This window comes from Coleofasciculus sp. F4-SAH-05 (assembly GCF_040222985.1).
Lineage (GTDB): Bacteria > Cyanobacteriota > Cyanobacteriia > Cyanobacteriales > Coleofasciculaceae > Coleofasciculus > Coleofasciculus chthonoplastes.
This window is the reverse complement of the sequence record NZ_JAVKBY010000038.1, coordinates 16,780-35,344: the sequence shown is the minus strand read 5'-3', so window position 1 is coordinate 35,344 and position 18,565 is coordinate 16,780. Positions and strand designations below refer to the sequence as shown.

General features: G+C 45.0%; 14 protein-coding genes. 8 read left to right on the top strand and 6 right to left on the bottom strand.

Annotated features, from left to right (window positions below):
- From RIG27_RS04310 to RIG27_RS04300, 3 genes are all read left to right on the top strand, one after another.
- Positions 1 to 931: CHAT domain-containing protein (locus RIG27_RS04310; RefSeq protein ID WP_446342765.1), on the top strand; the 931-nt coding region annotated here is incomplete at its 5' end.
- A gap of 129 nt (positions 932 to 1,060) precedes the next feature.
- Complete coding sequence (locus RIG27_RS04305; RefSeq protein WP_446342773.1) at positions 1,061 to 1,558, top strand: DUF928 domain-containing protein; 498 nt, start codon at positions 1,061 to 1,063, stop codon at positions 1,556 to 1,558.
- A 378-nt stretch (positions 1,559 to 1,936) separates the two neighbouring features.
- A complete protein-coding gene (locus RIG27_RS04300) occupies positions 1,937 to 4,663 on the top strand; it encodes a WD40 domain-containing protein (protein ID WP_446342763.1) in 2,727 nt (908 codons plus the stop codon).
- Here RIG27_RS04300 and RIG27_RS04295 read toward each other — a convergent pair.
- Positions 4,617 to 4,859, bottom strand: a complete 243-nt coding sequence (locus RIG27_RS04295; RefSeq protein WP_446342761.1) for a hypothetical protein — start codon at positions 4,857 to 4,859, stop codon at positions 4,617 to 4,619. The two genes, RIG27_RS04300 and RIG27_RS04295, sit on opposite strands and share 47 nt — an antisense overlap.
- Between RIG27_RS04295 and RIG27_RS04290 the strand changes: the two genes are divergently transcribed.
- On the top strand, positions 4,849 to 7,593 hold the full coding sequence (locus RIG27_RS04290) for a WD40 domain-containing protein (RefSeq protein WP_446342759.1): 2,745 nt from the start codon (positions 4,849 to 4,851) through the stop codon (positions 7,591 to 7,593). The genes RIG27_RS04295 and RIG27_RS04290 overlap by 11 nt on opposite strands.
- Before the next feature lie 55 nt (positions 7,594 to 7,648).
- Here the strand turns inward: RIG27_RS04290 and RIG27_RS04285 are convergent, their stop codons facing one another.
- Together RIG27_RS04285 and RIG27_RS04280 are read right to left on the bottom strand one after the other, a co-directional pair.
- Positions 7,649 to 7,813 (bottom strand): hypothetical protein, encoded by a 165-nt coding sequence (locus RIG27_RS04285; RefSeq protein WP_446342757.1) that lies wholly within the window; start codon positions 7,811 to 7,813, stop codon positions 7,649 to 7,651.
- Positions 7,813 to 9,372, bottom strand: a complete 1,560-nt coding sequence (locus RIG27_RS04280) for a SagB/ThcOx family dehydrogenase (protein ID WP_446342755.1) — start codon at positions 9,370 to 9,372, stop codon at positions 7,813 to 7,815. The genes RIG27_RS04285 and RIG27_RS04280 overlap by 1 nt, the downstream gene beginning before the upstream one ends.
- Positions 9,373 to 9,925: 553 nt before the next feature.
- On the opposite strand from RIG27_RS04280, the gene RIG27_RS04275 reads away from it, so the two are divergent.
- Both RIG27_RS04275 and RIG27_RS04270 read left to right on the top strand, forming a co-directional pair.
- On the top strand, positions 9,926 to 10,489 hold the full coding sequence (locus tag RIG27_RS04275; protein ID WP_446342771.1) for a pentapeptide repeat-containing protein: 564 nt from the start codon (positions 9,926 to 9,928) through the stop codon (positions 10,487 to 10,489).
- A 173-nt stretch (positions 10,490 to 10,662) separates the two neighbouring features.
- The gene (locus tag RIG27_RS04270; protein WP_446342753.1) at positions 10,663 to 11,976 is read left to right on the top strand and encodes a DNA cytosine methyltransferase; all 1,314 of its coding nucleotides are present in this window, start codon (positions 10,663 to 10,665) and stop codon (positions 11,974 to 11,976) included.
- A 64-nt stretch (positions 11,977 to 12,040) separates the two neighbouring features.
- Here the strand turns inward: RIG27_RS04270 and RIG27_RS04265 are convergent, their stop codons facing one another.
- The gene (locus RIG27_RS04265; protein WP_446342751.1) at positions 12,041 to 13,105 is read right to left on the bottom strand and encodes a potassium channel family protein; all 1,065 of its coding nucleotides are present in this window, start codon (positions 13,103 to 13,105) and stop codon (positions 12,041 to 12,043) included.
- 104 nt (positions 13,106 to 13,209) lie between these two features.
- On the opposite strand from RIG27_RS04265, the gene RIG27_RS04260 reads away from it, so the two are divergent.
- Entirely contained in the window at positions 13,210 to 13,503 is a 294-nt protein-coding gene (locus RIG27_RS04260) for a hypothetical protein (protein ID WP_446342749.1), read from the top strand.
- Between the two features lie 126 nt (positions 13,504 to 13,629).
- On the opposite strand, the gene RIG27_RS04255 is transcribed toward RIG27_RS04260, so the two are convergent.
- Positions 13,630 to 13,938, bottom strand: coding sequence for a hypothetical protein (locus RIG27_RS04255; RefSeq protein ID WP_446342747.1), 309 nt, complete (start codon positions 13,936 to 13,938; stop codon positions 13,630 to 13,632).
- Between the two features lie 479 nt (positions 13,939 to 14,417).
- Between RIG27_RS04255 and RIG27_RS04250 the strand changes: the two genes are divergently transcribed.
- Positions 14,418 to 16,442: a tetratricopeptide repeat protein gene (locus RIG27_RS04250; RefSeq protein WP_446342745.1), complete on the top strand. Its 2,025-nt coding sequence runs from the start codon at positions 14,418 to 14,420 to the stop codon at positions 16,440 to 16,442.
- Positions 16,443 to 16,574: 132 nt separating this feature from the next.
- Here the strand turns inward: RIG27_RS04250 and uvrC are convergent, their stop codons facing one another.
- Positions 16,575 to 18,515, bottom strand: coding sequence for an excinuclease ABC subunit UvrC (gene uvrC / locus RIG27_RS04245; RefSeq protein ID WP_446342743.1), 1,941 nt, complete (start codon positions 18,513 to 18,515; stop codon positions 16,575 to 16,577).
- Positions 18,516 to 18,565: the final 50 nt, after the last annotated feature.

Sequence of the window (18,565 nt, the reverse complement as noted above, 5' to 3'; positions counted from 1 at the left end):
AACTGATAGTTTCCGTCGTCAAGGAACCGGCTATTTACAACCCGCCCAAAACCTGTATAACTGGTTAATTAAACCCATCGCCAATGAATTAGCCGACGCCAATATTGATACCTTACTCTTCTCCCTGGATGGAGGCTTACGAACTGTACCTTTGGCAGCACTTCATGACGGGGAAAACTTCCTGATTGAAACCTATAGCCTGAGTCTAATTCCCACATTCAGTCTGATGAATACCGACTACCAACCCATCCCAGACGCCAAAATCCTGGCAATGGGGGCGTCAGAGTTTGAGGAATTAAATCCCTTACCTGCTGTACCTGTAGAATTATCCACAATTACCCAACAAATGGGGACAGGTGAAGTGTTTCTCAATCAAGAGTTCACCAAACAGAACTTAATTCAACAACGCCAGGTTACTCCCTATCAAATTATCCACCTAGGAACTCATGGAAACTTTAACGAGGGAGACGCGAGTCATTCTTATGTGCAACTGTGGGACGATAAGTTGGATTTAACCGAAATGCGACAGTTAAATTGGGATAATCCGCCGGTGGAGTTATTAGTCTTATCGGCTTGTCGCACCGCAATTGGTAGTAAAGATGCCGAGTTAGGATTTGCTGGATTAGCGGTGGCGTCTGGGGTAAAAACGGCATTGGGGAGTATTTGGCAGGTGAGTGATGGGGGAACATTGGTATTAATGAGTGAGTTTTATACTCATTTGGGTGAAACTCAGATTAAAGCAGAGGCACTCAGACAGGCACAATTATCGATGCTGCGGGGAGATGTGGTGATTGAAGGGGGACAATTGCGAGGTGAGGGGGTACCGGATAATCTGATGTTACCGCCGGAGTTAGCGGAAACGTTAGACAAGGTTGATTTATCTAATCCCTACTATTGGTCAGCGTTTACCTTAATTGGCAGTCCCTGGTAATATGTAAAGCTTTTGTGTAAATAACTCAGAGTTTTGAAAATTTTCTATTATCATGGACTTAAGCGTATTGATGAAGTTTTGTATATCTACAGGATGAATAGATTAAAATCTTTTAAGTGTTTGAGTCTAGTGACCGGAGTATTCACGACAATCGGGGTAATGGGAATCGGCTGGCAACCCCCGCTACAAGCCCAGCCTGATGCAGAAAGCGTAAACACATTGACCGCCCAGGTTCCATCGCGCGATCGCGGCGCTGGCTTGCGCGGTGATGGATGCGGCGAAGCCACGATTACTCCCTTGATGTCCACCAAAGAACCCGGAGTCTATATAGCCAAACTGAACTCGCCAGTAACACTCTCCTGGCAAATACCGGAAACCAAGGTTACCACTGCCGAATTTCTCCTGGTTGATCAGAGTTGGAATCCCGTGTATCAAACAATGATTGAGGTTCCCGAAACAGGGGGTGAGATGACAATCAATCTCCCTGATGACCTGTCTATAGAAACGCAAACAGATTATTACTGGCAGTTTGCCTTAGTCTGTGATGCCAATGATCGCACCAAAGATAATGCGATCCAAGGGGCACTACAGTTTACCACCCCAGAGACGTCCACGTCCCAAAACTAAGCAGGGGGAGCAGGGGGAGCAGGGGGAGCAGGGGGAGCAATGGTACATTAGTTTATTTCCACCAACCTACTGGACTGACACAGCTAAAATGGTGGAATAGATTTGACGTTTAACCCTGAATTTCGACAGGCTCAATTGCCGCGAAGTCGAAGGGTTAAACCGGGCGCACGCCGTGCGCCCCTACAATTCTAATCCACCAATTAAGGTGTGCCACGACACTACTGGACTGACACAGCTAAAATGGTGGAATAGATATTACCATTGAATCGGGCGCACGCCATGCGCCCCTACAATTCTAATTCATCTTGCTAAGGTGTGCCACGCCACTACTTAACTTTAATCACTCATCGAACCGAGACACTTCAGGGTGGATAATTTATGAAAGAAGCCTTTATTTCTTACTCCCGGCGCAATAAGGAATTTGTATGGAAACTGCGGGAGGCATTTAAAAACGCTAATCGTGAGGTTTGGGTGGATTGGGAAGGCATTCCCCTAACCGCTGATTGGCGACAAGAAATATACCAGGGCATTGATGAGTCCAATAACATGATCTTTGTGATTAGTCCAGATTCAGTAGCATCCAAAGAGTGTGGTGTGGAAGTGGAATGCGCCCTGAAACAAAATAAGCGAATTCTGCCGATACTCTATCTGGATGTTGATCCAGACGCGATGCATCCAGAGATGAGAGAACTCCCTCAGATTGATTTTCGCGAGGGGACAAATTTTGAGCAAGCGTTTCAAGAACTGCTGCAAGCGATTGATACCAATAAAAAAGGAACCCAAGAACATACCCGCTTGTTAGTCAAAGCCTGGGAATGGGAGAAAAAAGGACGCAATAGTAGCCTATTATTACGCGGGAGTGAACTGACATCAGCAGAATATTGGCTGGTGTGGAGCTGTGCAAAAATACCCTTCCCCACAGCCTTGCATCGAGAGTATATTGGGATGAGTCGGCAATGGGCAACCCGTCAGGCAAAACGGTCGATTATTGGGGTTAGTGTGGCGCTGGGTGTGTCTACTCTCTTAGGACTTGTCGCGTTCTGGCAATATCAGCGATCGCAAAAACTCTATGTCCAAGCCCAGCAGGAACAATTAATTGTCCAAAGTACCACCTCCGACGCTTTATTTGTATCCCAACAAAAATTTCCTGCCCTCTTAGAATCCCTAGAGGCGGCTAAAACGCTGCAACAAGCCAACTGGGTTAGCCGAGATCCTCAACTTCATTCAACGATTTCCACGGCGTTACTTCAGTCTGTCTATTGGGTGAATCAATCCAACCAATTAGACGGGCATACAAATAAAGTTCGTAGCGTTAGTTTTAGCCCCGACGGTGAACGTATTGCCTCCGCCAGTAGTGACCATACGATTAAACTTTGGCAGCGAGATGGGAGTTTAATCAAAACCTTAGCAGGACATCGCGATCGCGTCCGAGAGGTCAGCTTCAGCCCTGATGGTGAAATGATTGCCTCCGCTAGCCGGGATGGGACAGTAAACCTGTGGACAAAAGATGGGGCGAAGCTACATAGCATTAATGCCCATGATAATGATATTTACCACGTCAGCTTTTCCCCCGATAGCCAAATTATTGCCTCAGCCAGCCAGGATGGGACGGTAAAACTGTGGAGTCGAGAGGGTGAACTCCTCAATTCCTTAACTGGACATAATGCCCCAATTCTCAGTGTCAGCTTCTCGGCTGACGGTCAACGCTTGGCATCGGCTAGCGCTGATCAAACCGTGAAACTCTGGACAATTGAGGGTGAAGAACTACAAACCCTGACAGGACACCAAGGAGAAGTCACAAGTGTGAGTTTTTCCGGGGATGGTCAACTCATCGCCACCGCCAGTCAGGATAAAACGGCGAAACTATGGACGATTGAGGGAGAAGAACTGCAAACGCTAACCGGTCACAAGGATGGCATCTGGCAGGTGACATTTAGCCCGGATAGTCAACGCCTTGCCACCAGTAGTAAAGACAAAACCATCAAACTCTGGGATCGGGAGGGAACCCTACTCAATACCCTCACCGGACATAGCAGTCAGGTATTTGGTGTGGATTTCAGTCCAGATGGGCAAACTCTAGCATCAGCGAGTGATGACAAAACCGTGAAACTCTGGAAACTGGACAATCCTTTAGTCAAAACCTTCCCCCGATCCGGTCGTAGTCCCAGTTTTAGCCCCAATGGGGAGTTAATCGCGATCGCATCTGGAATGGATGTTACCCTTTGGAGTCCAGAGGGCAAAAAATTGAATACTCTATCCGGACATCAAAATTGGGTAGAAAGTGTCAGTTTTTCTCCCGACGGTGAAATCATTGCCTCAGCCAGTGATGACCAAACCGTGAAACTCTGGACAAAAGACGGGAAAGAATTACAGACGCTAAACGGGCATGAGGGAATCGTCTGGACGGTACAATTTTCTCCCGATGGAGAGTATCTTGCCTCAGGGAGTCAAGATGGAACCGTAAAACTCTGGAAGCGAAACGGTGAACTGGTGCAGACTCTCGAAGGTCATCAGGATATGGTCTTAGAAGTCCGCTTCAGCCCGGATAGCCAAACCATCGTCTCCGCCAGTACCGATGGTACCGTGAAACTGTGGCGTCTAGATGGAGAGACGCGCCATGGCGCGTCTCTACAGACGATTGAGGGACATGATGCCGCCATTGGCGGTGTCAGCTTCAGCCCCGATGGTCAAATCATTGCCACCGCCAGTGATGACCAAACCGTGAAACTGTGGACAACTGAGGGCAAGTTACTTCAGACTCTGGAAGGACATCGCGATCGCGTCTATCGCGTCACCTTTCGACCCGATGGTCAGTTCCTAGCTACTGCCAGTTTAGACGGTACAGTGAAACTTTGGACGCTTGATGGCACAGAAGTCGTTACCTTGAACGGGCACCAAGCAGGCGTTGAACATCTCAGTTTCAGTTCCGGTGGCAAAACCCTGGCATCTACAGATAAAAACGACACCATGATTCTCTGGAATTTAGAGTATTTGGATGACCAATTACTCGACCATCTCATCGTAACCGGTTGTAATTGGGCAGGAGACTATCTGCAAACTAACTCACCGTCTCAAGACATTTGTACAACAGACGGCAGTTCGTAGAGACGTTGCCTGCAACGTCTCTACAGATGGGGGAGATGAGGGAATTGTCGGGGCGGGTTTTACCACTAACGTTGGCTTTGCACCCTGATATAACTCGCGCCCGCCCCAACGGATTACCTGTATTCTGTAACAAAGGACGAATGACGAATGACCAAGGACGAATGACCAAGGACGAATAACAAAACATGGCTGACATTTTTATTTCCTACTCCTCCCCAGATAAAGAGGCAATTCAGAGAATCTGTGATGCCCTGAACCAAGAGAACCGAAACATTTGGATTAACTGGCAAGAAAATCCTCTAACGCAGACTGAACCAGAAATAGAAGCCGCCCACACCTGTATTTTTTTTATTAGTCCCCACGCCATTCAATCGGAACGCTGTACTCAAGAACTGGAGTACGCGATTCAACGCTGCAAACGCATTATCCCAATTGTGCTGCGGGATGATCAACTCCAAGGCGTACATCCAGAATTAGCTAGGCTAAACTGGGTATTCTTCCGCGAAACCGATAATTTTAATGGGTCATTGGAGTCCCTTCTCAAAACCCTAGATACCGATTTAGACCATATTAAGAAACATACCCGCTGGCAACAACTGGCGAAAGAGTGGGATAAGAAACAACGCAATAACCACCTTTTACTCCGAGGAAGTGAACTCGAAGCTGCCGAACAATGGTTGACAACCAATGCGGAAATCGAACCCAAACCCACCCAACTTCAACGAGAGTATATTGATGCAGGACGAAAAGCCAGAACCCGTGGTCAAAGACGACTCTTGGCTGGCGTTAGTGTGGCGTTAGGCGCTTCGGTTATTTTAGGCGGAGTGGCATTCGGGCAATATTTAAGAGCAGAACGACTGCGGATGCTTGCCCTAACCGGGCAGATTATTAGCCACAGTAAAACAGCAGAAGCTTTGTTTGCTTCCGGTCAAGGCTTTGAAGCCCAATTAGAAGCCCTGAAAGCGGGTCATAAACTGCAAACCGCGAACTGGACTCGTAATGATCCGTCATTAAACGCCACCGTAATCACCGCCCTCCATCACAGCTTGGCTTGGGGTAGAGAACGCAACCAATTAGAGGGTCATACGGACAGAGTATGGGATGTCAGTTATAGTCCCGATGGTGAATGGATTGCTACGGCGAGTAATGACCAAACCGTAAAACTTTGGCGTCCAGATGGTACTTTAGTTCGTACCCTCACCGGACACAATCAGCAAGTCCGGGGCGTAAGTTTCTCTCCAGATGGGCAAACCCTTGCCAGTGGCAGTTTAGATGGGACGGTTAACCTGTGGAATCAAGAGGGAACCGTGATTAAAACCATCGCCGCCCATGATAATGCTGTCAATAGCGTCAGGTTTAGCCCCGATGGTGAACTCCTCGCCACCGCTAGTGATGACCAAACTGTGAAACTTTGGCAGCTAGATGGCAGGTTGGTGGGTACTCTAGAAGGACATCAGGGTCAAGTGTATGGCGTCAGTTTTAGCCCTGATGGTGAAACCTTGGCGACAGCGAGTTGGGATGGTACAGTCAAGGTTTGGACAATAGAGGGTGAAGAACTGTTAACCCTGACGGGTCATGACGCTGGCGTTACCGGGGTTAGCTTTAGTCCAGATGGGCAACTCATTGCCTCAAGTGGTGCAGACAATACAATCAAACTCTGGAGTCAAGACGGCAGGCTGATTGCCACGCTCAGGGGACATGATAGCCTAATCAATAGCGTGGTTTGGAGTCCCGATGGACAAACTCTCGCCTCCAGTAGTGATGACCAAACCGTGAAACTCTGGCGTTTAGATGTAGAGACGTTGCATGCAACGTCTCTACAACAGACGCTGACTGGACATCAGGGTGCGGTTTATGGGATGAGTTTTAGTCCCGATGGGCAGATGTTAGCGTCGGCGAGTTTAGATAAGAGTGTAAAACTGTGGCAACTGGGGGAACGTCAGCTTGTTGATACGCTTAAGGGACATCAGGATGCTGTTAATAGTGTCCGGTTTAGTCCCCAGGGGAATTATTTGGCATCCGCGAGTTCAGACAATACGGTGAAACTCTGGCAAAGTGATGGGAAAGAGTTAGCCAAGCTGCAAGAGAATAGCGATCGCGTCTATGATGTGAACGTTAGCCCAGATGGTGAGACGATTGTCACAGTAGGGGATGACAAACTCCTGCGTTTGTGGAACCAAGCGGGGAAACTCCTGAAGACTTTGCCAGGGGAAGAAAATCTAGAGGATGGACATCGCGATCGCATAAATCGGGTCAGTTTTTCTCCAGATGGTGAAACCATTGCCACGGCGAGTGAGGATGCGACGGTTAAATTATGGAATCGCGACGGAACGCTACTGAAAACCCTCAATGAACATCGTAGTGGCGTCAATGATATTAGTTTCTCCCCCGACGGTGAGATGATTGCTTCAGTTAGTGATGAGCTCACCGTGATTTGGGATAAAACTGGCACAGTACTCTCATCATGGCAGCCGCATGAGGAACCGATCAAAGCCGTGAGTTTTGCCCCTGACGGTGAGACAATTGCCACCGCCAGTGAGGATAAAACGGTGCAACTCTGGAATAAAGACGGTGTTTTATTAAATACGCTTGAAGGTCATGATAATCCAGTTTATGCGGTAGCATTTTCTCCTGACGGTCAAACCATTGCATCCGGAAGTTTAGACGGACAGATCAAACTCTGGCAACGTGATGGCACGCCAATTGTCACCCTTAAAGGGCATCAGGATGAAATCAGAGGGTTGAGTTTCCACCCCGATAAGCAAACGCTGGCATCTGCCAGTTTGGACAACAGCATCATTTTGTGGAATTTGGAGGATGTTAATCAAACGGTTCTGGATAATCTCCTGGTTCGCAGTTGTGACTGGGTAGGGGATTATCTGAAGACTAACCCCAATGTAACAGACCGCGATCGCGCCCTTTGCAATTAATTAGGGGCAGAAGGCAGAAGGCAGAAAGGAACCTGGCGCATGATCCTTCGCTTCGCTAGTCGAACATAATATTGTGTAGGGGCGGGTTTAGGGACTTTCTTTTGGCTAGGGATAATAACGTTTGTTCAAAACCCGCCCTGACATGACCTTTCACTTCTCGCTTCGTGAGTATAACATAAGACGAATGACAAATGACGAATGACAAATGACAAATAACCATCAACTTCTCGGACGCCCTAGAGTAGTAATATAAAGAACCGCCTCATCCGGAGGAATCCCCAAAACCTCATTCACTTGCTGATCAAAGAACCCGCCAATACCACTCACCCCCAACCTTAAATAAATCGCCGCTAAATTGAGCCGTTGTCCCAAATGTCCCGCATCCAGATGCAGGTAACGATAAGCGCGATCGCCATACTTGGCGACAGCTTTTTTCAAGTCTGCTGTGTGAAAGAGAACCACACTAGCATCCCGCCCTAACTCTTGTCCTAAGCACAAATAATGTAATTCTCGCTGAAAGTTCTTAAAGCGGATTTGCCGCAATTCTTGAGCTTTTGGGGCATAATAATAGCAGCCTTCGTCTAAACCCATCACTCCTGAAATTGCCACAAAGGTTTCAATTAAACTCAGATCCAAATAATCAGGATAAGGTTCAAATCCTTGCTCGCTGTAGTGTTGGGGTTGGTAGGTGAAATCGAGGAGCAATTTAAGTTCATCTAAGGATAGCGGCGCACCAGTATAAGCGCGAGTTGATCGCCGTTTGAGAATCGTATTTTCCAAAGCTTGAGGCGCATATCCTTCCCTGGTAACACTCCCCCATTGAATCGGTGATGTAGTCGTAGAGATTTTGGTGCAGAAGGGAAAATTATACTTGTCTTCACCTACCTTTTCCGACTCTGATTCCCCAGATGGTGGCGATTCGATTTCCTGCTTATCTGTCGGTTCAATTTGCGTCGCTTGATGCAGGTAAGCCAGCAATTCCCCATCAGGAAGTTCGGGATAGTCAAACTGCGTCGCTGACGGTAAAGCAGTAGGCTGAGAGGGGCTACTTTGTCCCTGGAGTTGATCGGCGAGGGGAACCACTGCGATCGCGCCTTCTTGTTCCGGGTTAAGATAAAGCAGATCATTCACCTTCTGATCGACAAAGCCACCAATCAGAGAGGGACGATACCCGGTTAACGCACCCGCGAGTTCAATATTGCCTAACAAATGACCCGTATCCAGAAATACTCGACGATAGGCACGGTCTTCATAGCGCCAAGCTGAACGATAAAATATAGCGGTGGTGATGATCGCCAGTTCCGTTGTCTCTAAGCTAGGATGCTGTAAACAAGCCTCTTGTAGCCCTGACCAAACCTCGCTATCCCAAAAACGCACTAGAGAATGGCTAGGACACTGATAGTTATACAGTCCTGGAGCTAGTATAGAAGTCCCCCTGGAAATTAAATAGACTTCCGCCGGATACAATCCCCCGGCTGAAGGCGCCGCCCTTAAATAAACCGGAGGTCCAATCATAGTTGCCATCTTAGCCGTTAAGCCATAGCTGCACAAGAGCAACCGTGACAACCGCCACCAACTTTTACCGGGTTCCTGGGCGAACGCCTGGGGATCTTCTTTGAGATAGGGCTTCAGGTCAATGGTCGTTCCTAGTTTATACTCTTTAAAGGGTATCGGTTGATTGTCCCAGTCTAATCGCTTATTTTTGGACGCGATCGTCTCCGGATCATATTTGGTGCGCTCGTGATAATGTTGGGCAATGGATAATTGTGGGTTTGACATAGTTTTTTTTAGGATAGTATTCGATTTGGCTTTTATCTAGAAGTTTGTTAATAAGGATGCTTCGCTTTTATTGCACGGAAGGGGGATAATTCAAAGCCTCTCTCCTTGAAGGAGAGAGGTTTGGAGAGAGGTTTTCCAGATCCCGTGAAAAGTTAAGATACAGCATGGGCGGGGTCGTTGACTTATGAGTTAATCATTTCCAACTTTGATAATAAAACATTTCTACATAGAACACCAAGCCTACTTTCATGATTATAGGATAAAAAAATATCGTCGTTTGCATACCAAGAAACCCAGTTGATTAGCCTTGATTTTGAAGACTTGACCGATACTCTCAAACCAGCTCTCTTTAATCACAAAAGATTTTATTTGTCAATCTACATCAAGGATTAAATATAAATCTTGATAATCCTTAAAAAAAAATTAGGAAAAATGTAGCTTTCGCTACAATGCCTTACCCTTAATACAGGGTTTTAATCATAAATCTATAGTGACCTTATCAGGCAGATTAAATTGGGAAGAGGAAGAAGAACCTTCCAGAGTCACAGAGCAGATGGAGAAGATTGGTAGAACAGAGTTACTAGCTCAATATGCTAAGGGTAGACGCGACTTCAGTGCGATTGATATCAGTGAGGCAGACTTATTTGAAGCGGATCTACAAGGCATTAATTTGAATGGCTCTTACTTACAAAAGAGTTATTTGCCTTACTCTAACCTCAGTCAAGCCCAACTCCAACACGCTCAACTGCAAGCAGCTGAGTTGAGCGATACTAAATTATGCCAGAGTAATCTATCTCAGGCAAATTTACAACAAGCGAATCTATCACGGGCAACATTACGTCGTGCCAATTTACGGGGTGCTAATTTAGCCTATACCAACTTGCAAGGGGCTGATTTAGGTAATGCTGATCTAAGGGATGCCAATTTGAACTATGCTAATTTAAGCGGTGCTAATTTAACTCAGGCGAATTTAAGTCAAGCTCAGTTAAAGGGAGCAATTTTTTTTCGCAGTCATAATGTTGATTTTTCTAATGCTTATGTCGATTGTTCAACTATTTATCCAGATGGACATCGACATGATTGTAAAGCATCGCCAGGAAATCAATTTCCTGGCTAAAAGCTAAAGTAAGCTAAAGCTTACTATATTTAATGTTCCCAGCCATTTTAGCCTTTTATATAAAAATATAAAAAATCAGCTTAAAAATTATAAATCATCATTAATGTAACAAATAATTGATAATGACTCCAAAGTCTCGAAGAAGTAAGGAATTAAAATTATCTATGTAGCTCATGACTAAGATCCGGTTCATTGATTTATTTGCAGGCATAGGTGGGATGCGCCTAGCCTTTGAACAAGGAGCTAACACCTTAAACTACAAAACTGAATGTGTTTTCGCAAGTGAAATCAGTCCAGAATGTCAATGGGTTTACAAAAATAATTTTAACCATGAGATATTAGGAGATATCCGAGCAATTAACCAATTACCAGCCCATGACGTTTTATTGGCAGGTTTTCCTTGTCAGTCTTTTTCCTATGCGGGTAAGAAGGCAGGATTTGGAGACACGAGAGGAACATTGTTTTTTGAAATATTGAGATTAATCGATACCTGTAAACCTCAAGCATTAATTTTTGAAAATGTTCGTGGTCTTTATAGTCATGATCAGGGTAAAACGCTACAAACAATCAAGCGTGAAATTAAAGAACGAGGCTATAGCTTTGATACATTTCTGCTAAACGCTGCTCATTTTGGATTACCGCAAAACCGGGTTCGCCTGTACATGGTCGGGATTTTAGGTGCTTCGCCAAAATTTGAGTTAGTTTCTGATGTGGGTCCGCCCGATTCCCATTCTTATAATTGTCAGCAGCTATCCTTATTTAATCCCTTGAGCAAACCTGTTGCCGTGGCTGATATATTAGAAGATAATCCTGATTCTAAATATGATTGTTCCCCGGAGTTTGTTGAAGCTCTAAAAAGTCGATTAAACAATAATTTGAATCAATTGCATGGTCGGCGGCTGATTGATTATCGTGGCGGAAATTCTCTGCACTCATGGGAACTGGGTTTACGGGGAAAATGTAGTCCGGAAGAAATTGAGTTAATGAATCGTTTTATTTTGAAGCGCCGGAATAAAGTATTCGGTCGTAATCAAGATGGTAAGTTGCTGAGTCGAGAGCAAATCGCTAGCTTTTTTAATTATCCCCATTTAGAACAAATTCTTGACTCACTCGTGGCTAAAAAATATTTACAAATTGTTGATGGTAAATACAAACCTGTATCAGGGAACTTCTCCTTTGAAGTTTACAAGTTTTTAGATCCCCGAAAAATATCAGTCACGTTGGTTGCTAGCGATGCCAATCGATTAGGAATTTATCACAATGATCGTGTTCGGAGAATCACACCGCGAGAAGCTGCACGTCTCCAGGGATTTCCCGATGAGTTTATTTTGCATAGTAACGATGATAAAGCGTACTATCAGTTAGGTAATTCTGTCAGTATCAATGTTGTGAAAGCTGTCGCCCGCGACGTTATTTTGAATACATTATCATGTCAAAGCAGAAACACATACTGGCGAGAATATATGGATAATAAAGCTAAAGTATGACAAATGACGAAGGACAAAGGACGAATGACAATCCCCGCCGTTAACTTTTATTGCACCTACCTACTTAACCATGCTTAGGTCGTCGTACCCAGTGAGAACGCAGGGGACTGAGAACGCGGTTGAGTAGGCGAATTTGTTCGGCTGTCCCCATGCAGATGAGTACATCTCCAGATAATAGGAGGGTTTCACCATTGGGTCCAGCAATCAGATTACCATCAGCGCGGCGAATTGCCAAAACTAATGCCCCGGTTTGCGATCGCAAATGAGCTTCCCGTAGGGTTTTTCCGATCAAAGGACAGCTTGAGGGGTCAATCAGAAACTCTTCCATGTAAAATGAACGATCAGCCCCGGTGATAATCCCATCTACAAAGTCCATCACCTGAGGTCTCAGGGCAGCCGATGCCATGCGCTTACCCCCGGTGATGTAGGGAGACACCACCGCATCTGCACCCGCACGCTGGAGCTTTTTCAGGGCGTCTTCAGAACTCGCCCGGGCGATGGCGCGGATTTTGGGATTGAGGGTTTTGGCAGAGAGGATGGTATACAAATTTTCTGCATCAGAGGGTAACGCCGCCACTAAACAAATTGCCTTTTCGATACTCACCGCATGTAGAGTATTATCCAAAGTAGCATCCCCTTGGACAACAATGTAACCCAACTCCCGCGCCTCTTCTACCTGATCAGCTTGAGAGTCGATCGTGACAAACGGAATCCCCTCAGCCTTAAATTCTAGGGCAATCTGACGCCCTGTACGTCCAAAGCCGCAGAGGATATAGTGGTTGGTTAAGGTATCAATCAAGCGTCGTCGTTGCCTCAGTCGAATTCCTTGTTGAAAGTAGCCTTGAATCAGGGCTTCTGTAAAGCGATTGACAATATAACCAATGGCGATAAGACCCATTAAAATCAGGGAAATGGTGAACAGACGTCCGCGATCGCCCAGAGGATTTGTCTCGCCATAGCCAACGGTTGCTAGAGTAATGATCGTCATGTAGGCAGCATCTGACCATGACCACCCCTCTACCAGTTTGTACCATAACGTACCGATGAGAGCGACTCCCAAGAGGGCAAGTCCACCACCAATCAGTTCTTTCCGCAGGCGTTGATATTTCTCTTCTAGAGTTGAGTACACGCAGATGAATGATGGATAACTGTTCCCATAATTAAGCTATTTTCACAGTAAAATAAAATTTTTGCATTGCGTCCCTGGAGTATACCCCAGAGGCACGGCAGTTAATGGAGTATTTGATTTCTGTGGAACCCCATGAAATTTTAGCCGGAATCAAAGGGTCAATCTCACCCCACAAACAGGTGAGTTTAGAGGTTTACCCGGATGAGGTGACTAAACGTCAAGCGAAACTCTTATTATCTGACGATGAACTCATCTGCTACGACGCTTCTGATCTGCTTCCTGGAGCCGTAGGCACGGGGACATTCTGGACAGGTATTATAGATTATGTTTCCGGGGAAGATTTGGATCGGATTTTGCAGACTATTGAGGCAAGTTTGTCGGAGGCAAAAGGTAAGTAGCTTGGTGGAAAAGCCTCAAACCCTTACAAATGACAAATGACAAATGACGAATGACTTAGCTTGCTTCTCAAGGGCAGCGAGTTCACCACCGTTAACTTTAATTGTTCCCACCTAACTTACCAGTTTTTAATTATCTTTAGCAATATAGTGCAATTTCATGCTTTGCTTTGTTGAAAATAACCAAAGACCACAACTCATAAAAACACCTAACCATAAAGTAAAAAACAAAGCAACAAATACCCCAATCAAAGGAGAAACAAGTAGACCCGAAATACCTGTTACAGGTTCGTCATTCCAGGTGACAGTAGAGAGTCCGAATAGGCTCAATAATCCAATCAGAATTGAAAAGGGTACTATGGAAAATAGCAGACCGAATGCTACGAGCTTAAAAGTTGTACCAATAGTCAATCTTTTTATCTCAAGTTGATGTTTCATGATTCCACGACAAAGCTGAACATCTATATACTAAGAAAAGATTGCGATTTAAGTCTATTAAAAGCCGACTTTTTCCTACATTTCCTACTCTGAACTTCTGTCAACCTGACATTGACAGCTACTCAACCTGATTTTTTCTGACTTTCTCTTCAGCCAAGACCATAACTTTTCCTATTGCACGGCTCAATAACCGGGTAGAGACTGACAAGTGAAGTAATTTTTCCCCTAATCAACCGCTCAGACAGCGAAGCGTTCCCCATGGGGTAGCGATCGCATCCCACAACCCAAAACCTGAATTCCTGGTGGGGAATGGGTTTTAGTTATGGCTTTTTCCAGGTGATATCACGTCCGGTCAAACACCCATCTTCAAAACGCCTGAACCCGTGGTTGGACTGCATGGCAATTATGGGTAATCCTCCAGACATGATCTGACTCATTCTATGAAGCCTGCCAATTGACTCCCAACTGGAGACAGAATTATGACTTCCCAAAACCTGTTAAAGCTTGCCAAGCTTGGTGATGCTAAAGCAATTGCGGCAATGATCAACCGCTCACTACGAGCCAAGCACATCATCGCCAAGGTTAATCGTCAGGAAGATTGTTTGCAAGTCTTGCTGGAATCAGCGCAAGTTCCCAGCCAAAAGGCGATGATCCCATTTATTCGTCAGGGTTTAACGAAGCTGGGCGTTGAGACGATTACAACAGTACAGGTTTATAGTCGTCAGACTGGACAAAAGTCCCCAGCTTGGAATCAAAGCTTTAGATTGGAATCCTCACCCACCCAAGCCGCAGATGTTGCGGCTGAAAATAATACATCTTCTGATGTTGAATCCCCCGTCTCAGAACCCCCAGCGGGTTCACATTTTACCAAAGTTCCTCGGCACACTACGACTGGAGGAGATAAATCCTCAAAGAATCGACCAACAAATACCTATACCCCACACCGTAATACTCAGGAAAGCCATTCTAAACCTCACAAACCCGTGAGTGGGGGTAATGCCGCCCGCGCTGGTGTGCGCTTGTCTCGCGACCATTTTAATAGAGCCTTTTTGACTCGAACTAGAACTATATTGATACTAACGGTTCTGAGCATACTAGGATTAAGTGTTATTTTTATTGCTCTCAAATTTCCAAACTCTTTGTCTGTATCATGGCGCTTTACGCAAACCATTAATACCTCAAAAACTGAAGCAAAAAGCATGTTTAATAAAGGCTTAAAACAATTACAATTAAGTCAGTATCGGGCAGCTATTGAGTCTTTAGAAAATTCCTTATTTATTTATAAAGAGATCGGCGACAAGCTAGGTGAAGCAAATTCACTCACAAATTTAGGAGAGGCTTATAATAATCTCTATCAACATGAAAAAGCGATTGAATTTTATCAACAGGCTTTACCTATCTTTCAGAAAATTGGTGATAGACAAGGTGTGGCTGGTTCTCTAATGAATTTGGGAGTAGCTTACAGGAAACTCTACCAACACGAAAAAGCGATTGAATTTTATCAACAGGCTTTACCTATCTTTCAGAAAATTGGTGATAGACAAGGTGTGGCTGGTTCTCTAATGAATTTGGGAAATGCTTACGATGATATCTCCCAACACGAAAAAGCGATTGAATTTTATCAACAGTCTTTATCTATCTTTCAGGAAATTGGTAATAGACAAGGTGAAGCCAATTCTCTCATGAATTTGGGAAATGCTTACGATGATATTTCCCAATACAACAAAGCGATTGAACTTTATCAACAGTCTTTATCTATCTTTCAGCAAATTGGCGATAGACAAGGTGAAGCCAATTCTCTCATGAATTTGGGAGTGGCTTCCCATAACCTATCTCAATACAACAAAGCGATTGAACTTTATCAACAGTCTTTACCTATCTTTCAGCAAATTGGCGATAGACGAGGTGAAGCCAATTCTCTAATGAATTTGGGGGCAACTTATGATAACCTATCTCAATACAACAAAGCGATTGAATTTTATCAGCAGGCTTTGTCTATTTTTAAAGAAATTGACGATAAATCAAGTATCGCTGATTCTCTAATGAATTTGGGAAATGCTTATGATAACCTATCTCAATACGAGAAAGCGATTGAATTTTATCAGCAGGCTTTGCCGACTTTCCAGGAAATTGGCGATAGACGAGGTGTTGCTGGTTCTCTAATGAATTTGGGAGTGGCTTACGATAACCTATCTCAATACGAGAAAGCGATTGAATTTTATCAACGGTCTTTATCTATCTTTCAGGAAATTGGTGATAGACAAAGTGAAGCTTTTACTCTCAACAATTTGGGAGTTGCTTACAGGAACCTCTCCCAATACGAGAAAGCGATTAATTTTTACCAGCAGGCTTTGCCGATTTTCCAGGAAATTAGTTATAGACGAGGTGAAGCTCTTGCTCTCAACAATTTAGGATTCGTTTACCGCGCCCTGGGACAAGAACAGAAAGCCAGGAAGTTTTTTGAGCAGTCTGAAGCTATTCAACAAGAAATAGGGATAGATTAGGATAAAGAATAGAACAATTCTTTCCCCTCACCACAATCCCCCACAGATAAATCAATCCCAGACTAATTTCTAAACCAATCACCCCCCACAGCAACCAGACGCCAGAGGGGTGAGTCGTAGGGGATTTAATTCTCATGGATGGAAATAGGTATAAATATCTTCGGCTAAACGCGAACCAATTCCCGGAACTTGAGCAAGCTGTTGTACCGATGCTTCTCGAATATAATCAATAGACCGAAAATATGCCAATAGCTGTTTTTGACGCGCAAATCCTAATCCGGGAATTTCATCTAAGCGAGAACGGCGTAACGTTTCACTGCGTTGTTTTCGATGGAAACTCACAGCAAAACGGTGCGCCTCATCTCGTAAACGCCGCAATAATTGCACCCCCGGTTGTTCTGCATCTGTGGGGAGGGGAAAGGATTCACCAGGGAGAAAAATTTCTTCCCGTTGTTTAGCTAAACTCACCACTCGGACTTTATCCAACAGGTTCATATCCTGTAATACCGCAACCACGGCGGAGAGTTGTCCTTTACCACCATCAATCATAATTAAATCGGGAAAATCATCAGAGATTCCCTGTTTTCTGGGAAGGGCGGGTAAGGTAAGGTTATCGGTTTGCGGCGAAATGGTATCTGTTAAACCCGCCCCTACGTCTTTATATTGGCGAAAACGGCGACGAATCACTTCTGCTAAACTGGCAAAATCATCGGAATGACCAATCGTTACCGTAGGATTTTTTATCTTATAATGTCGATAATGTTGCTTCGCTTGCGTCCCATTAATAAACACCACCTGAGACGCTACCGGATTAGCTCCATGAATGTGAGAAATATCATACCCTTCAATCCGATGGGGTAAATCGGGTAAATCTAAAATTGCAGCTAAATCTTGCATCGCTTGGCTATTGCGGTCAGCTAATTTCTGAGTTCGTTCTAACTCATACTTCGCATTCCGTTCCACCATTTCAATTAATTCAGCTTTGGTTTGCCGTTGGGGAACTAAAATAGTAACTTTGCGCCCTTTCCGTTCACTTAACCAATCTGCCAATAAGTCTGTATCTGTTAACTCATGCTGGACTAAAATTTCACTGGGAATTTCTACAGCGTCAACGGTTTGATAATGATCTTCTAATACCCGTTGTAAAATTGCCCCTAGTTCAATTCCCCCTGATGGAACTTCAGCGAAAAATCCCAACCGCCCCACCAACCGACCGGCACGAATCTGGAATAATTGAATACAAGCCTGATTAGCATCTGCTGCGAGCGCGATCGCATCCCGTGATACGGTATCATCGGGTAGGGCGACTTTTTGGTCAGCACTGAGGGCGTTCAACCCTTTAATCTGATCCCGAATTTTCGCCGCTAACTCAAAGTTCAGCGATTCCGATGCTTGTTCCATAGTCTGAGTTAGGATATCAATCAGTTCCCCCGTTCGCCCCTGAAACACCATCGCTATTTTTTGCACGGTATGGCGATACTCCTGCGGTGAAACAAGCTGTTGACAAACCCCAGGACAACGCCCAATATCATAGTTAAGACAGGGACGGTCTTTAAACAGGGGACGAGGGCGCTGACGTTGGGGGAAAATCTGCTTGAGTAGGTGTAATGTACTTCGCAGTAACCCGACATCCACATAAGGACCATAATAGCGATCCTTTTCTTTTCTCAGGTTACGCTTGCGGGTAATAAAGATACGCGGATAGTCTTCTGACCAAGTAATACAAATATACGGATATTTCTTATCATCTTTGAGCAGCACATTGAAATACGGCTGATGCTGCTTGACTAAATTCGCTTCTAATGCTAGGGCTTCCGCTTCCGTATCAGTAACAATAAACTCAATCTCCGCCACCTGACGCACCATCATGGCGATACGGGGACTCAGGGGTTGGGTGTTACGGAAATAGGAACGAACGCGCGATCGCAGCTTCTTTGATTTACCAATATAGAGGATGCGATCGCTCCCGTCACGCATTAAATAAACCCCAGGTTCAGCCGGGATTTCTTTCAGGCGACGTTCTAGGCGATCGGGATTATTGACTAGAGGGGTTACTTTAGCCGAGGATATCACAGATACTGATCATCTCGCTTACTCATCTTATCTCTATCATAAAACCTTTT

Bases quoted from the DNA above. Each gene is read 5' to 3' on its own strand.
- RIG27_RS04280 (WP_446342755.1), bottom strand. From the start codon at position 9,372: ATGTCAAACCCACAATTATCCATTGCCCAACATTATCACGAGCGCACC.
- RIG27_RS04285 (WP_446342757.1), bottom strand. From the start codon at position 7,813: ATGGTTATTTGTCATTTGTCATTCGTCATTTGTCATTCGTCTTATGTT.
- RIG27_RS04270 (WP_446342753.1), top strand. From the start codon at position 10,663: ATGACTAAGATCCGGTTCATTGATTTATTTGCAGGCATAGGTGGGATG.
- RIG27_RS04290 (WP_446342759.1), top strand. From the start codon at position 4,849: ATGGCTGACATTTTTATTTCCTACTCCTCCCCAGATAAAGAGGCAATT.
- RIG27_RS04255 (WP_446342747.1), bottom strand. From the start codon at position 13,938: ATGAAACATCAACTTGAGATAAAAAGATTGACTATTGGTACAACTTTT.
- RIG27_RS04250 (WP_446342745.1), top strand. From the start codon at position 14,418: ATGACTTCCCAAAACCTGTTAAAGCTTGCCAAGCTTGGTGATGCTAAA.
- RIG27_RS04295 (WP_446342761.1), bottom strand. From the start codon at position 4,859: ATGTCAGCCATGTTTTGTTATTCGTCCTTGGTCATTCGTCCTTGGTCA.
- RIG27_RS04260 (WP_446342749.1), top strand. From the start codon at position 13,210: ATGGAGTATTTGATTTCTGTGGAACCCCATGAAATTTTAGCCGGAATC.
- RIG27_RS04300 (WP_446342763.1), top strand. From the start codon at position 1,937: ATGAAAGAAGCCTTTATTTCTTACTCCCGGCGCAATAAGGAATTTGTA.
- RIG27_RS04275 (WP_446342771.1), top strand. From the start codon at position 9,926: ATGGAGAAGATTGGTAGAACAGAGTTACTAGCTCAATATGCTAAGGGT.